Origin of the sequence: Streptacidiphilus albus JL83 (assembly GCF_000744705.1) — a bacterium.
Classification (GTDB): domain Bacteria; phylum Actinomycetota; class Actinomycetes; order Streptomycetales; family Streptomycetaceae; genus Streptacidiphilus; species Streptacidiphilus albus.
In genome coordinates, this window is the sequence record NZ_JQML01000001.1 from 4,372,185 (window position 1) to 4,388,508 (window position 16,324).

Sequence of the window (16,324 nt, forward strand, 5' to 3'; positions counted from 1 at the left end):
CGTGTGGCCGTGCAACCTGTGTCCAAGGCGACAACCGATAACTCGAACTCATAGCGTTCCAACCCCCTGTGCATCAACATTGCGGACGGTCAGCACCTCAGACGAGCCCTCGTTCACCGACGATCGTCTTCCATGACACCAAAAGTCGTTCGGCAGCACTCGACTCTCGGCTTTTTGTTTCGCTTGAGCTAGAGCGCAGTGCCCGCCCGGCCAGGGTCTGGATAACCTGGCGGAGCGCGACAACATCAACGTTCACCGACATCATGTACGGGCGGATGTCCGCCGGCCGATGCTCTGCGCGCCAAAGGACGGCATGCGCGACATCGATGAGAGGCGGAACGGCCGCCGACTCGATCGCGTAGAGCGGCATCGTGCCGCTGGGCTCAGTATCTGGCTGCCCCAATCGAGCATCGTCACCACGGTCTTCGAAGTCTCGGAGAACAACAGTCGATTTGACCTTGGACACGAGCGGGTTCGAACCGGTCGTCAGGCCGCCAGATCCATCGAGGTTGGCACCCGCCATACGGGCGAGGTTATTAGCCTCATCAAAGGGAACGGCCGCATAGCCGTGGGAGAACTGGGCCGCCAAGTAGTAACGGGTAATAGGGTCAGCGCCGGCCAGGCCCTCGACGATCTCGTCAAGCACGCGACTCTGGACCATTTCCAAGAACGTCTCGGCAGGGAGCACCTCGCCGTTGTCCTGTTCGACGCGGTCGTATCGGGTCAGTGCTCGCAGACCAGCCCCTACCGTGGCAATTACCAGATCCGAACCCGTAATGCCCAGCTCTTCCAGGCGCGCTCGCCGCTCCTGAATGATCTGGCCGAGTTCCGCCATGACCTCGGCTTCACTACCTACGCCTGCGTCGGGCTGGCGCTTTCGCGCTACCAGGAAGATAGATGAGGCCAGACTGGCCGTTCCGCGGCCTACGGCTCTTTCGGGCATCTCAGTGTCGAGCGGCCATGCTTCGGTGATCGTGAATCCCGCACCTCTGAGGGCCTCCACCAGGCTGGACCACCCCGAGGTGGTCTTGTGCGCGTATACGCAGACGAGTGGTGCGCCTGGCTTGAGTACCCTGTGTGCTTCCTTGAATGACCTCTCCATGAGGTCTTCGTAGTGTCGGCGAGCATCGATCTTGCTACCGGAGTGGCGATAGGCAGCGACGACTGCCTCGCTCTTCTTCGGAGTCAGCTCCCCACCAAGGTCGGTGGGGTACAGGAAGCCAACCGACCTCTTCAGCCAGACGTAGAAGAAGTCGGAGAGGTCCGCGTACGAGATGTTGTCGTAGTAGGGCGGGTCTGTGATAACCGCGTCCTGTGAGTCGCTGGGCAGCGGTAGGGACGCTGCGGATCCCCGCACGCAGGTGGCAGCAGTGGGGAGCGTCGCCAACCCCTCGATGAGGTCGGCAGTCTCCTTGAGGTACTTACGCACATCCCCGGAGGCCCCCGCGAAGGGGTTAGCCTCAAGAAAGTCCCAGACCATCGGCAGCGCCTGGCGCGCGAAGGTGTTGGTTCCGCCCTCGTTCTTCGTGTCAAGCCGGCAAAGGTTCGACAGACGATCTGCGACTCGGTTCAGTGCCATGGCAAAGGCAGTTGACATCGCACCTGCCCGCCCTGGCTCCATGCCCTGGGCGCAGGCGTTGTCGTGTACTGTGCGGATGCCTGCAGCCAGAGTACTCAGAGCAAGAAGCTGCCTCGGGGTGAACAAGTCGCGGTACTTGGAGAACCCGTAGACCATGCACGTACCGCCCGTGATGCGCATGGTCCCGGGGAGCGGCTCGTCAAGCGGCTCGATCGCCAGTTCCTCAAGGCGCTTCAAGCACGCCGCGTCGTCGGGGAGCTCGTACTCCCCGACTGCCAGGTAGTCTCGCCCTCGCCGACGGCCAAGCTTTGCTGCAAGGGCTGCCAGCGGTGCTGTACCCATTCGCCCCGCTCGGGCCTCGTCCTTGACGTGCTTGCTGGTCACCGGAGCGCCGCAAATGCGGCAGGTCACTTCGCCGCCGCGCGAGCCCTCAGCCGGGTCGAACCCAAGATCAGCCTGTGTCGCCCCCCGGACCACCTCGTAGCTGAGCGACATCGAGTCCTGGTCGACCACCGGCTTGAGCGCGACCAGCCGGTTCTCTTTGCGCCCAAGCCAGGTCTGCCGCACCAGATGAGCATCGTGCTCGGGCGCGGCCGGGTTCGGGCAACGCACCGTACGTGTCCACAGGTACGCGAAGGGAAGGCGTCGCTCGCTCTGTTCGGTACTGAGCTCTTGCTGGCCTGTACCACCATCGACCGTCGGGTAGAAGTCGGACAGGTCACGCCAGGCCGCGTCGATCCAGGTCTGGCCCCACTGGCGCACGTCATCGGCGAGTCCGGGGTACTTCTGCGGAAACTCCATCAGCATCCGCTCGATGAGATGAGCCACCGGGTTCAGCTCATTGGCTGTGACCTCACACCCCAGGCGGAGCGCCTCAAGGGGGATGGCTCCTCCGCCGGAGAAGAGATCCACGACCTTCGGCGGACCGTCCTCGCTGGCCGCGAGCACCTCGTTGCGTGCTGTGCGGATGGCATTGTCGTCGGCACCCCATGTGCAGAGCGCGTCGAAGAAGCTCGACTCCTCCTCTAGGGTGCGGGTCCGGCCCTCGGCCGGCACAAGGGCAGCGTAAACAGCGGCGCGCGAGGCAGCGAGCGGCCGACGAGCCCACCACAGGTGCAAAGAAGCCGGATGGCCGACTCGGCCTCCCACCTTCTCGCTGGCGCTCGTCCGGCTGATGACGTCGATCGGGATGACATCCTCGATGAGCCGCTTGTCCCTGCTGTCCCGCACGCTATGCCTCTCGCTCCGCAGCCCTCGTGTCTACAACCGCGTGTGCTCGAATGCTAGCTCCCGGCACGCGATAGCCAGTAACTTGCCGGATCTCGGAGACGTTCGGCAGCGTGTGGAACGGGTCCTGCACCCGCATCAGCACCGGAGTGGTCGTCGCGCTGTAGACGACGTAAAGCCAGAAGCCAGCCGCCCACCTCTGGGCCGCATACCACTCCGTCCTGTACAGGCCCACGTCCCCGGACGCGGCATCGCGGCCCTTCACCTCGATCCGGCGGACCTGCGTTTCCCCACCCGGAAGGGTTCGTGAGGAGCGGATGTCGAAGCCACTGCCGTCCATCAGGTGCCCGAGGTACTCGGGGGCCCATCCCTGCGCGGCCTCGAAGGCCATCGCGACCGCGACCGCCGCTTCCTCGACCTCCTTGCTGTTGGCACGCATGACGTCGACGTCGGGGTGCTTCGGGGCCCTGGGAGGCACAACAGAGGCGGATCCGAGGTGCGTCACTTTGCCGGGGCGCACCACCCCGAGTCGGCTTAGGGACTCCAGCTTGGAGGCTCGCCGGTGCTTCAGCTCCTTCAGCTGGCGATCGGCGTTGTCACGCTGGAGCCGGTACGAGTCGTCACCGGCAGCTACCTTGCCGTCGTAGGTGTCCCATCGGCTCTCCAGCCGCCGCTTCTGGGCGTCCATCGCCTCCCCAAGATAGGAGGCCCGGAGATTGGCCTGATCCAGACGGCTGTTGCGTTCAGCCGTGCTTCGCGCGAGCTGGATCTCGACGCGAAGCCAGTCGGTGGCACTCTTGATTTTCTCCGGTGGCAGCGTGGCCGCTCCCCGCGCTTCCATGGGATCTGCGGGCGTGAGCGTGTGAAGGACATCCGCCGGGCCGCGGTGAAGGCCGTCGTGGTCCTCTATTACGGCAACGACCTCGGCGAAGGCCAGCTCCGAGGCACCTCGAACGTCCTCCCCGATCACCTCATAGGCGAACAGATGCACGAAGTACGGGGCGCGGGCGCCTGGGTCGACGAACGCCGCAGTTCCCTGTGGGACGTTCTCTGCGGCAAGATCACGTTCCAAGGACTCAGCAAGCGCCGCAAACAGGGGGTGCCCCGGCGAGCACAGCACCGCGTCCTCGTGCTCGACCCGGCTCCGCTCCTCCTTCCTGAACGTAAGCTTGCGGTACTCCGACTCCGGACGACCGCGTCGCTTGACCACCGCAAGGTCCTCACTGCGCAGCGCTACTGGAACATGCTCGATACGGAGCAGCTGGTCGCCTCGGCGCTCGACGCGCAGCCGCTGACGGCTGGCGGCCCTGAGGAAGAACGCTTCCGCGTATTCCGGCATGAGCCGACGCTCGTCGGAGAGGAAGTTCTGGCCTCGCACCCAGTCGATGTCGACATACTTCTTGGCCAGGGCGATGCCTGTTTCCCTCTCGTACTCCGCCAGCTTCTTGGGGTTGAGCCGGTTGATCGCAGCGACGGCAGCATCCCTGTTCGCCCGAGTGGGATTAGCGAGTGTCTCCTTCACCAGCCGCTCAAAGTCGATGCCATTGATCGTCAGGAGCTCGCCGATCACGTCATAGACCCGGCCGTCAAGGTCGGCCCGCATCGCTTCAAGTCGGGCGTGCAGCCGCGCCAGCAGATCGCCCTCCACAGTATTCGTGGCGCAGAAGTTGAAGATCCAGCAGTCAGCGCTCTGCCCGATGCGATGCACCCGACCCATCCGCTGCTCAAGGCGCACCGGGTTCCACGGAAGGTCGTAGTTGATCATGAGATGGCAGAACTGCAGATTGATGCCTTCGCCAGCCGCTTCAGTCGCGATGCAGATCTGCTTGTTCTGCCGGAAGTCCTGCTGGATCCGCTTGCGTTCCGCCGGGGAGTGACCACCGTGAATGGTGCAGACGGAGTACCCCTGCCGCAGGAGGTTCACTTCAAGGTAGTCCAGGGTGTCACGGTGTTCCGTGAAGATAAGGAGCTTGCCGCGGCCATCGCGCAGCTCCTCGAACTCAGCCCGCGCGAGGCACTCCCGCAAAGCCACGAGCTTCCGCTCGTCGCCCTGGCCACGGACCCGGTCAGCGTGAGCGATGAGCTTGCGAAGCTCAGCCACCTCGGCGCGAAGCTGAGAGACCTGCTCAGCACCACTGACCTCGGTGGCAAGCGCGTCATCCACGATCTCGTCGATATCGTCGGACTCCGTCTCGCCGTCGTCGTCGAAGTCCGACGCCGAAGGCATACGTCCCAGGCTGGCAAGGCGCCGGCTTCGATCCGCAGGGGACATGACGGCCAGCTGGTCGACCAGGTCACCCAAGCGGTTGGCGCGTCTCTCCAGCGAGGACTGGATAGCGCCCAGGCTCGACGCGAGTCGGCGCTGGAGAACAGTGCGAGCAAGAGCGACTGCGTTGCCCCGCGACCCTCCGCTGGCCCCTAGATAGGTATTCACATATTCAGTGACGTCCTGGTACAGAGAATATTCTGCGGTCGAGAGCTGGAATGGCTGCGTCCGAACATGCCTGTCGACAAAGAGTGCATGATTATGCTCATCTACGAGATCCTCTTTCTGGCGCCGCAGAAAGTACGGATTCCCGTCGTTGGAAATCTGCTTCTTCACGAGGTCGGGGGTCGAGAACTGGTCAGGATCGAGCAGCCCCAGAAAACGAGTGAACCTGTCCTCGTCACCCGAGTGTGGCGTAGCCGTCAGTAGCAGAAGCCGGTCCGCTTGTTGCGCTACACCTTCCACCAGGACGTATCTCTTCGTCTTCACGATCCGTTCTTCACGACCACGCTTCGTGAATGCTGACGCTTTGTGGGCCTCATCAACAATGACCAGATCCCACTGCGCCCGGAGCAGTTCATCACGGACATCGTCACGCTTGGCGAAATCAATGCTGCTGATAGCCAGAGGGAATCGCTGCCAGGGACTCTGGCCCAATTGATAGCGAACCTGCTCGCCGGAGATAATCTCGAATTGCTCGTCGAATTTGTCCAGCATCTCATCTTGCCACTGAGTGGTCAGCGGCGCGGGACTCAGGATCAGGATTCGCTCAACTGCGCCTCTGAGCTTGAGTTCCTTAAGCAAGAGCCCCGCCATGATCGTCTTGCCGGCTCCAGGGTCGTCCGCAAGCACAAATCGTAGTCGCGGCTGGGGCAGCATGTGCCGATAGACGGCTTCGATCTGATGTGGTAGGCCACGGACTCCACTCATTGAAACGGCGAAGAGCGGATCATGGGCAAAGGCATGTTTGATGCGCTGGGACTCTACCCAAAGGAATAGGTCCTGCGGATCTACAAGTTCGGATTCCGGCGCAGCCTTCGCGAGCGCGGCGTCAAGCTCCGACTCCAGCACCTGGGTTTCATCCGGCGCCCCATTGGCATGACGAACCCTAAGGAGAAAGACGCCATTCCCAATTAGCTCAATGTGTTCCACTCGCACCGGGTGTGCAAAATGACCATCGAGCATGATCAAGCGATTCCTGACCCGCTCGCCCATATCATCCATGGTCTGTCCCTCCGTCACTCCCGTAGCAGCCACGCACTAACCTAGCCGATACCAGCGACATGACAGTGTCATGCCTTCGCCGCAGTCGTGACTCGCAGGGCGATCTACGTCCGCAGGGTGTCTACCAGCTCCGTTCATCACGTAGAGCGGCCGGCCAGGTCGTCTCGGGATGGTCCAGCAGCCTGATGAGGGGTCGCAGGGGACACAAGCCAGCAGCAGGTTGGTCGCCGCGCTGCTTGCGGGGGGCTGATCACCATGCGTACTGGTCCGGTCGTGGCCCCAGCGCCACGGCCCGCGTGGATCCTGATGGCTTCCTCGGCATCTTCCCACGGGCACAGCGCGCGCCGCAGCAGCGCCTGGTCAAGCAGAGCGTTCTGGAGACATCCGATCTCGGGCTGTATGCCGCGGACAGCTTCAAGGCTGTCCCGCCAAACCCTCGACCAATGCGAGCTGATCGGAGACCTTCTCAACTGGCTCCACAACCTGCAGACAGAGAGCTCCCTCGTCCAGCTCCCTATAAAGAGCGTCGGTCTCCGTCGACGGGCCCTGCCCCTGGGCGACAGGCTCCTTGCACGCCTCTCGCAACACCACTTCGCCGACAAGCAGTTCGCAGATCTGGAGGTCAGCGTCGGCTGACGAGACGTGCCTAGCATCTGAACTGACCTGCTGTGGTACGACTGCACGAGTGTGGCAGCGTCGGGCGCAGGGGAACCCGGACGGACAGAGCGGGAGGATTCGTGCAGTTCACGGTCGTGGAACGTGGTGAGGCGCAGCCGAGGGAAGCGCGATCCCAGGCCCTGCTTGTGCGAGACCGTTGGAACGACTTCGGCTTCGTCACCATGTTTCACTTGGTGATCTTCGATGATGCCGGTCACCGGCACGGGATCGGCGAGGTGAAGATCGGCGAGCTTGGGATGCACTCGGGGCTGGACCAGAGCGGTCCAGGGCCCGGCCAAGTCGTGCGAGTACCTGGGGCCTTCGAAGTGCTCAGCGAGCGCCACTTCTCCTTGGGCCAGGACGACTCGTACTACGCACGCCTGCGAGAGCTTGGTGACTCGGTACGCATTTCGGTACTGGGAGGGCTGAAGGACATGGCCTTCGATGAAGGAACCTTCAGCCGCGTCCAGCATGAAAGAGTCGCACGCGAGTCGCTCATGCGCTTTGTGAAGCCGACAGCCGTCGAGGAGCAGTTCCGTCGGATCGCTCAAGGCGGCGTTCGAGTGTCAGGATTCCAAGTGGCCTACGAGACGCCAGTTCCTTCCGGCAGCGGAGGAAATTCGGTAACTCTGCCGTTTGAAGTAACACCAGGATCTCGACCATCCACGAATATTCACGTACTGACCGGTCGCAACAGTGTCGGCAAGTCGTTCGTCCTCCACAGTCTGACCCGCAGCGTTGGAGAATATGATGCCGACCCAGGGGAGGTCGGCCAGGTCATAGAGTACAACCGCGGAACGCGCAGCTCTTTCGCGAATCTGGTCAGCGTCACCTTCAGTGCTTTCGACGAATTCCCTCTTATCAATGAAGCCGACGTAGCTATCTCTTATGCATATGTCGGACTAAGGATTCCGTCTCCTGGATCCGGGACGCCGCGCGTCAAGACCCCTGGGCAGCTCAAGAAGGACTTCGCGGACAGCGTGGAAGCCTGTTTGACTGGGGAGCGGGCCGACCGCTGGACGAAGGCTTTGCAGACCTTGCAGTACTCTGGCAGCGGATTTCTTGACGAGTCCTGGCTGGAGGATTTCCGATCCACGCCAAGTGCCGACGTTCGCCGGAGAAAAGCCCGACAGTTGTTCACCGGTCTCAGCTCTGGTCACAAAATTGTATTGCTGACTCTGACTCGACTGGTAGAGCACGTCACGGAGCGGTCGCTAGTCATTCTTGACGAGCCTGAATCCCATCTACATCCACCCCTGCTAGCTGCATTCATTCGCGCCCTGTCCGACCTGCTCACCGAACGCAACGGGCTGGCTGTGCTCGCCACCCACTCGCCTGTTGTTCTCCAGGAAGTTCCAGCATCCTGTGTCTGGAAGCTCCGGCGTTACGGCGACCAATTGGTGGCCGATCGCCCAACCATTCAAACATTCGGCGAGAACGTAGGTGTATTGACCCATGAGGTCTTCGGATTGGAGGTCACAGACTCCGGATTCCATCGTGACCTGAAGACTGCTGTGCGCCGGGGACTATCGTACGAGCGCATTCTCAGTCGATTCGGGGGTCAGCTTGGCGGAGAAGCCAAGGCCATCGTTCGATCCCTTATCGCCATCCGAGAATCAGGCGAGCCTTTGGGTGGGGAGGGGCAGTCCTGATGTGGCCACTGCCAATTCCCAGCCTCTCCGTCCGCGCAACGTACCTGAAATGCATTAGCAAGTCCGTACCAAAAACCAGAGCACGTTTGGCTGCCCTCGAAGAGGAGGTGGTCAATGCAGCAGACCGCTTTGAGTCGGCAGCCATGCTTGGCCACCTCTATACCTTGGCCGATCTCAAAGATAAACCCGCCGACGAGGTCGACAGGTCCGAGCTGACGAAGAACTACACACGGCGCATGTCACGCAAGGAACACCCGGCGAGGGACGAATACGACAGGATCATGGCGGCAGCACCTTTCGGCCGTTGCCCACTGTGCGGACATCGCGATGTTGGGACCCTCGACCACCAGCTTCCGAAGATGGCCTATCCGCTATTGGCGGTGGTGCCGTTCAATCTTGTCCCAGCATGCCGCAGCTGCAATACCACTAAAGGCGAGAGCAGTCCGACAAGCACCCTAGACCAGACGCTCCATCCCTACTTCGACGATGTCGGAAAAGACCAGTGGCTCTTCGCGCATCTCACCGAAGAACCCCCTGCCTCTGTCGTTTTCTTCGTGTCGCCACCACCTGCATGGGACAGTGTCCTCACCACCCGAGCACTGGGGCACTTCCGGAAGTTCGGGCTGGCCGCCCTCTATGGACCCCAAGCTGCACAGGAGATGAGCAGCCTTCGGTACATCTTGAAACGAAAGCCCCCTTCCATGGTCGGCCCTTACTTGCAGGACGAGGCCGCAGGCTTGGCAGAGGAGAATCCCAACCAGTGGCGGGCTGCGATGTACCAGGCCTTGGCCAGCAGTTCCTGGTACATCAACGGAGGCTTCGCCTTGGAGTAACAGCAAGCTCTCACGAGACCTCAGAGGACGTTCTGAGCCGGCCAGACCGTCTTATGGTCGCCTGATTGTGAGGGTTTGGGGATGACTGCGGCTCCGGATATCGGCAGGCGTCAGCCGTTAACAAAGGAGTCTAACTAAGAGCCAGCACCTCAAGACGCTGGTGCGCGACGCCCGCGACCGCGCCGTAGCGGGCACGGTCGACGTCGTACCTGATGAACCACGGAAGCCGCTGGCCGACAAGACGGCCCAATCTCCCACACCTCCGAGAGCGTCCGCTGGCTGAATCGCCGGGCCGCCGAGCGACAGCGGCTGCGTCCGGCCCGTCCGGTCACAACGGCTTCACGGCTCAGGTGGCCCGCCGCACTGCTGCATGGGGTGCCAGCCTCGCCCGCAGTGGCGTTCGGCCTCTCTCAGCCTCCGGCACCTAGCCGATCGCCTCAGGGTGGACTGGGCCAGTTGTCAGTGCAGCCGGTCATGATGCAAGCGGACTCGTTTACGTAAGGTAATCGAGCGACTACCTTGTGAGGGGCAGTTGGTCGGCAACTCTTCTGTCATGACGCCTGAGTTCGTGCAGCGGGTGCTGGATGCGCGAGCCGTCGTGAGGCGCGACTGTGCGGGGGCCCGCTGTGCAGCCACTGTCGGCTGCGGCGGGCACGTCGCAGCCGGGACACCATCCTGTCGCCAGTGCCTGACCGCCGAGGAGCGGGAAGCCGCGATCTTGCTGCGCCGATGGGCAGAGCCGTTTGTCTACCGCTGGCTGCCACACATCTGGCCAGCATGCTGGTTCTGGCCGCTCCCCAATACGGGCGGATCACACTGGACTTCGGAGACCGCCTCCCTGTTCGACTGGCAGCAGGGTCGCTGCGCCATCTGCGGGTGGCAGGAGGAGCGATACACGCTCCGCCACCGCCGCCAAAAATACGGACTGGTTCAGGACCACGATCACACCACTGGCATGCTGCGCGGCTACCTTTGCATCTGGTGTAATTCGTCCGAAGGTCACTACACCACGGACGGCCGATTTCTGAACTATCGAGTCCGCCCACCTGCCGAATTGCTGGGAATCCGGTTCCGCTACGGCCGCAAGACGCGGGCGGATCAAGAATCGCCGGGCCAGCTTTCTTTCGGTGATGCGTTCTAGCTAGGAGCAAGAATGGGTACGACTCCTCGAACGAGGTCCATCTCGACGGTCGAGGCGCCCCCAGGTTTAACCATGGGGCATCGAACAATCATCGGCAGCCCATCCCTGACACGGCAGGCAGGCGTCTCCGGATTGCCCGGAGGGCGGACCACTGGGCCCGCCCTCGCCAACGCGACGACGGGCGGGCCCTGCCCTCACCCCACTCCGGGCCGATGCTGCGGGCCGAGGAGCCCGAAGCCTGCGCCCACCAGGGCCCCTGTTGTGGCATCGAACTGGCGGTGTACCAGCAGCACAGCCACCAGCACGGCCGCCACTGCAACCACCCGCGTGATCTCTACGGCCACATCCGTCGCCCGGCCTGGCGCGACTGGCTCAACCTGCAAGGTCTCGTTCAATAAGAGCTCCCCGACTCAGGGCCGCCGGTGACGGCCGATCAGTCGGGCGGCGCCGCTCCGGCACCGAGTCTCGCACCGTTCCGGCCGAGATACCGACATGCCAATTTGGCATATCCGCTAATTCAAAGGCTCACGCCTAGCCGTGCAGGCGACCAGTCAGATGCGATCCGCAGCAACAACCTCAGATTCATAGGCAGATTCACAAGAATTCTCTGATACACGGATAGGCATACACGCCCTGCCTGGCTTCATGCGGCTTAGACGCTCGTGTCGCCTCCGGTTTTCAGCATCGCCGCGCTCAGCGTGTCCTAGCGAAGGCGCGGCCCCTGCTGATCTTGGCGGACCTGCGGAGGCTGCTGAACTTGCGGCTGCGGAGCGGCGGAGCGCTGGGCCGGGGCCTGGTTCTGGCGGTCGGCGGACTCGGCCCAGCGAGCAGGCACGCGCCGGACGGTCCGGGTCGTCTGTCCGCCGCGCTGCTGGAGCTGTTCGCGGTGGGCCTGGCGCTCGGCCTGGCGGCCGGCTCGGCGGCGTTCGGCGAGGGTCGGCTGGTGCCGTTCCTCGGCCTGCGGCTGCTGGGGCTGGGTGGCCTCGGTGGTCAGCTGGTGGCGCTCGGCGAGCACCGTGCTGACCTGTTCCGCGAGGTGCTGCTGGGCTAGAGCAGCGTCGTCCAGGCGCGGGAGGCTGGCGAGCCAGGTGGCGCCGGTCCGGGTGACGACGGTGCGCAGGATCTCGGCCTGGTCTGCCTCGGGCAGGACCCGGTAGACGTCGGCGGCGAGCTGGCTGCGGGCCTGCTGGTCGGAGTCCGCAGTGGTGACTGCCGGGGCGTCCGGCGCATTGGCGATGCGTCGGGCGGTGACGGCGGCTGCGGCGGCCTGCCAGTAGGCGTGGTGGCCGGTACGGCCTTCCTCGATGTAGGGGCCGGCGGGTTGGGCGGCGCTGTCGTCAGTGACCTTGTACTGGTCGCGGTAGGCGGCGACGACGGCGAGATGGTGCTGCCACTGGGCAAGCTGGGTGGGGTCCTGCGGGGTGTCGCCGAGGGTCTGGCTCCAATCCGGGCGGTTCTCCACCGTGCGTTCGGCGAGCACCGTGAAGCGGTTGGCGATCAGGGCGGCGCTGTCGGTGAGGTACTCGTGGTGGACCGGGTTGGCTGTGGTGGAGCGCGGGACGGCGCTGATCCAGGCCGGGAGGTCGGCCCGGCCGGAGACGGCGCGGGTGTGGGCGAGTGCCTGCTGCTGGGCGTGCTGGAGCAGTCCGGGCAGCGCGGTGCGGCCGGTCGCCTCGGAGAGGACGGTCTCCGCGGTGGTGCCGGTGTTCTCGATGGTCTTCAGGGTCCAGGCGAGGGTGCGCCACAGCTCGGTTTCGGCGCAGTGGCTCTGCTGGGCGGTGGTGGCCGGGGCATTGGCGGCAAGGTGGCGGCCAATGCGCCAGGCGAGGACCTGGCTGAGGCTGTCGGCGCCGGTGAGCGGGCGGCTCTCGGCGACCTGGCGCAGCAGGGCTGCGGGTTCGTGACCGGCGCTCTCGGCGCGGCGCAGGGCTGCGGTAAGGGCGGGCCAGGTGTTCTCGTTGCGGGCTCGGGTGGCGTGCTCGGCGCCGAGGACGTCGGCGGTCAGGGCTTGGTGGCGCAAGGCTTCGGGGGTGTTCTGGTGGGCTTCGGGGAGGCCCGCGGTGGCCAGGGTGGTGCGGGCGGCGCGGGTCAGGGCGGTGACCGGGTCGCTGGCGGTGGTGGCCTGGGTGGCGGCGGTGGTGAGCAGGGCGGTGGTGTCGTGGCCGGTGCGCTCGGCAGCGGCCAGGGCTCCGGCGAGGTGGGGCCACTGCGGGTGGGCGGTGACCTTGTCGGTGGTGGTGTCTAGCAGGTTGGCGGCGGCGGTGGCGTAGCTCTTGAGGGTGTCGGTGGAGACGTGCGGGTGCGCGTCGGGGGCCTGGGCTGCGGCGGGCGCGATGTGCAAGGCGGCCGGTTGGGCGGTCGCGCTCTCGGGGTCAAATCGGTGGGCGGGCAGGCTGGTGAGCTGCGCGACCAGGGCGGCGTAGCGGGTGGTGTCCGCGGTGGTGGGGGCGTTGAGGTGGGCGGGGGCGGGGCGGTCTTCGGTGATGGTGTTCAGGCGCCAGGCGAGGGCCTGGGCCGGGGAGTCTGCGGTGGCCAGGTCGCCGCGCCAGGTGGCGGCGGCCAGCAGTCGCTCGGGCTGCCAGCCGGCGGCTTCGGCGTTGCGCAGGGCGCGGGCGACGGCGGTGAAGGCGTCGTCGGCGGTGATCTGCTCTGCGAGGGCGGGGCCGAGGAGTCGGTGGACGAGCTGGTGGTAGTACGGGGTGGTCAGGGTCTCGGTGGCGTGCTGGTGGCGGGGTGCCAGGGTGGCCAGGGAGACAGCCTCCTCCTGGGCGTTTCGGATGGTGTCGGTGGCGGAGAGCTGGGCCCCCTCGCGACCCAGCACGCGCTCCAGCACCTCGCGGGCGGCGAAGGTGTCGGGGTCGTGCTTGGGCAGGTCGAGCTGGTCGTCGGTGTCGAACGGCAGCAGGTCGTGGGTGGCGGTGTAGATGGTGGTCTTGTGGCGGGCGCGGGTGAGCTGGACGTAAAGGTCCTCGCGGCTCATATCCTCGGTGACCAGCGGGTGGGCGGTGTCGACGGTGCCGCCCTGGGAGCGCATGACGGTGGAGGCGTAGAGCAGCTGGACGTGGGCGCCGACGTACTCGGAGGGCAGGGTCAGGCGTCCGCGGTGGCCCATGTGGCGGACCTTGAGGGAGCCGTCCTCGTGGCGCTTGAGGACCTGCCAGGCGTCGCCGTTCTTGACGAAGTCGCGGCCCCGGGCGGTGGTGAGCTTGCGGTTGTTGTCGCGGGTGACGATCCAGTCGCCCTTGCCCGCGCGGTTGCCGTCGCGCAGCAGGACGCCGTCAGCTTCAACCTGGCCGGCGGCCACGCGCTCGTCGCGGGCGCGGGCCGACAGGGCGGTCACGTCGGTGTTGGAGGCGGCGCTGATCAGGGTGGTCTTGCCCGCGAGCATGTCGGCTTTCCAGCCCTCGTAGGCGGCCTCGACCATCGCGGTGCGCGAGCCCCCGAGGACTCGGTTGTTGGCGAGGTAGAAGTCCAGGCCGCCGCCGTCGCCCACGCGGATCTTGAGCGTGGCGTCGGCTTCGGCCTTGTTGCTGAAGCGGTGGAGGTGGCTGAGCTCGACGGCGCCGGCCTGGGCGGCGATCAGGCGCAGCGCGCCGCCGGATTCGACGGAGCTGAGCTGGCGGTAGTCGCCGAGCAGGCGCACGGTCGCGCCGCGGTCGGCGGCGATCCGCACGAGGTTGTCCAGGTTGAAGGTGCCCGCCATCCCGGCCTCGTCCACCAGGACGACGTCACCGGGGCGCAGGGCGAATGAGGCCCGGTGGGCGGGCACGTTCTTGCCACTGTTGAGCTGGGCGGCGTACGTGCCGCCCGTGTACTCCCAGAGGAACTTGTGGAGGTTCTCGGCGGGCTGCTTGAGGTCGGCGGCCAGGACGGCGGCGGCTGCGGCGGAGGTGGCGAGCGGGACGACGCGCTGTCCGGCCTGGGCGGCGACGTGGACGTACGCCTGCATCGCGGTGGTCTTGCCGGAGCCGGCCGGGCCAAGGCCGACGGACAGCAGCCGCGTGTCGGTGGCGAACGCGGTGACGAGGGCGCGCTGGCCCTCGTCCAGGGCGCGGTTGCGGGCCTCGAACCCGTCGATGGCGGCGCCGACGAACGCGGCGGACAGCCTGGCGGTGGTGGGGGTGGTGGCCGCGGTGACGAGCCGATTCTCGGCATCGATGATGTTGCGGCTGGTGTAGCGGGCGGAGGCGTGCTGGACGAACACGCTGTCGCCATTGGAGCGCCGCAGTTCCTCGGGTTCGGTCAGCAGCGCGGGGGCGTCGACGCGGATGCTGTGGACCGGGGAGACGGCTTCGGTGACGATCGCCTCGACCAGCGCCTGGTGCTCGGCGGCGTCGGTGGTGGGGTGCTCGGAGCGGGCCAGGCGCTCGGCGTGGGCGCGCAGGTTCCACACCGTCCACACCGCCCGCTCCCCGGAGACGGCGGTGATCACGGCGGCGGCCAGGGTCGGGATCTCGACCGGCTCCTGCTCACCGTCCTCGGCGGTTACGGGGGTGCTTCCGGCGGCGGGGACGGCCGCCATGACGCGGGCGATGACGTCCTCGCCGTGGGCGGCGGTGACGGTCTGGGCCCAGTCGGCGCGCATCTCCTGGAGGGAGCGGGCGGCCTTCTTGCCCTCGCGGGTATCGAGGTTGGCCTGGCGGGCGAGCTGGTGGGTCATGCCCCGGGAGGGGTCGTGCCCGTGGTCGCGGCGGTACTCGCGCAGCAGTTGCTCGTAGCGGGCTTCGATATCGGTCCGGCGGGAGGAGAAGTGCGTGATCGCCTCGACGGGGACGCCGACGATCTCGCGCACCGGCTGGCGCTTGGTGACGGCGTCCTCGCGGGCCTCGAAGGTGACGCCGAGGCGCGCGGACAGCTCGCTCTCGAAGCGGGAGTTGTAGAACTCGGAGGCCGCCACCGTCATGGCGTAGAGGGCGCGGGCGTCCAGCGAGCGCCACTTGCCGTCCACGCCCATGACCTTCGAGGAGATGGCGACGTGCGTGTGGAGATTGGGATCGCCGGCCCGCGAATCGAAGTGGTCGAAGGCGACCGCGATCAGGCCCCTGGTCTCGATCTGGGCCTGGCCGGTGCTGCCGGTGCGGGTGAACGCGGCGTGCTCTTCGAGCATCGCGAACGCGGCGTCGCGGGCCGCTTCGTGGGCCTCGCGCACGGCGGCGCGGACTTCCTCGCGCTGGTCCAGCGCCCACAGCACGGCGGCGGACTTGACCGGCGCGAAGACGACGTCGAAGCCCGCGACCGCGGCGCGCTGCCGGGTCGACTCCTCACGCTGGACCTTCTTGATCTCGGCCTGGGTGGGCGTGCGGCGGGCCTGCTTCTCGATGACGGCCAGGCGCTTGTCGACGCGCTCGTTGAAGGGGTCGAGTGCCTTGTACTCGGGGAAGGCGCGGCCCAGGGTCGCGGCCTTGATCGCAGCGGCGCGTACGGCCTTGAGCTGGTCGTCGTTCATGTCGGCGCGCACGTTGGCGGCCAGGTGCTCGGCGATGATCCGCTCGGCGTCGGGGTGCTGTCCGAGGCCGTACAGGAGCTTCATCTGCTCTTCGGTCACGGTGGTGCCGTCGAGCCCGAGCAGGGGGGCACCTCGCCCGAGCCAGATGCCCGGCGGGTTGCCCTTCTGCGTGTAGTACTCGGCTGCCGACTGTCCCCGCTGACGCTGTACGTCGCCGCCCGCGACCTGGCGCGTCAGGTAGGTGTAGCCGCCGGAGGTGAGCTTGTGGATGGTCATCAACGCGACCACCCCGCAACGCT

General features: G+C 65.7%; 7 protein-coding genes. 3 read left to right on the forward strand and 4 right to left on the reverse strand.

Annotation, left to right across the window (positions count from 1 at the left end):
* Positions 1-97: 97 nt before the first annotated feature.
* Both BS75_RS18815 and BS75_RS18820 read right to left on the reverse strand, forming a co-directional pair.
* Complete coding sequence (locus BS75_RS18815) at positions 98-2,809, reverse strand: DUF1156 domain-containing protein (RefSeq protein ID WP_034093322.1); 2,712 nt, start codon at positions 2,807-2,809, stop codon at positions 98-100.
* A gap of 1 nt (position 2,810) precedes the next feature.
* On the reverse strand, positions 2,811-6,287 hold the full coding sequence (locus BS75_RS18820; protein ID WP_160312247.1) for a helicase-related protein: 3,477 nt from the start codon (positions 6,285-6,287) through the stop codon (positions 2,811-2,813).
* Between the two features lie 746 nt (positions 6,288-7,033).
* On the opposite strand from BS75_RS18820, the gene BS75_RS46710 reads away from it, so the two are divergent.
* From BS75_RS46710 to BS75_RS46715, 3 genes are all read left to right on the forward strand, one after another.
* The gene (locus BS75_RS46710; protein ID WP_081982432.1) at positions 7,034-8,605 is read left to right on the forward strand and encodes an AAA family ATPase; all 1,572 of its coding nucleotides are present in this window, start codon (positions 7,034-7,036) and stop codon (positions 8,603-8,605) included.
* 86 nt (positions 8,606-8,691) lie between these two features.
* Positions 8,692-9,438, forward strand: a complete 747-nt coding sequence (locus BS75_RS48340; protein WP_152645796.1) for an HNH endonuclease — start codon at positions 8,692-8,694, stop codon at positions 9,436-9,438.
* Positions 9,439-9,991: 553 nt separating this feature from the next.
* A complete protein-coding gene (locus BS75_RS46715; RefSeq protein WP_034089082.1) occupies positions 9,992-10,579 on the forward strand; it encodes an endonuclease domain-containing protein in 588 nt (195 codons plus the stop codon).
* A gap of 194 nt (positions 10,580-10,773) precedes the next feature.
* Here the strand turns inward: BS75_RS46715 and BS75_RS18835 are convergent, their stop codons facing one another.
* Both BS75_RS18835 and mobF read right to left on the reverse strand, forming a co-directional pair.
* Positions 10,774-10,974 (reverse strand): hypothetical protein, encoded by a 201-nt coding sequence (locus BS75_RS18835; RefSeq protein ID WP_034089083.1) that lies wholly within the window; start codon positions 10,972-10,974, stop codon positions 10,774-10,776.
* 308 nt (positions 10,975-11,282) lie between these two features.
* A complete protein-coding gene (gene mobF, locus BS75_RS51520; RefSeq protein ID WP_052069530.1) occupies positions 11,283-16,301 on the reverse strand; it encodes a MobF family relaxase in 5,019 nt (1,672 codons plus the stop codon).
* Positions 16,302-16,324 lie beyond the last annotated feature (23 nt).

Bases quoted from the DNA above. Each gene is read 5' to 3' on its own strand.
- BS75_RS18820 (WP_160312247.1), bottom strand. From the start codon at position 6,287: ATGGGCGAGCGGGTCAGGAATCGCTTGATCATGCTCGATGGTCATTTT.
- BS75_RS46715 (WP_034089082.1), top strand. From the start codon at position 9,992: ATGACGCCTGAGTTCGTGCAGCGGGTGCTGGATGCGCGAGCCGTCGTG.
- mobF (WP_052069530.1), bottom strand. From the start codon at position 16,301: ATGACCATCCACAAGCTCACCTCCGGCGGCTACACCTACCTGACGCGC.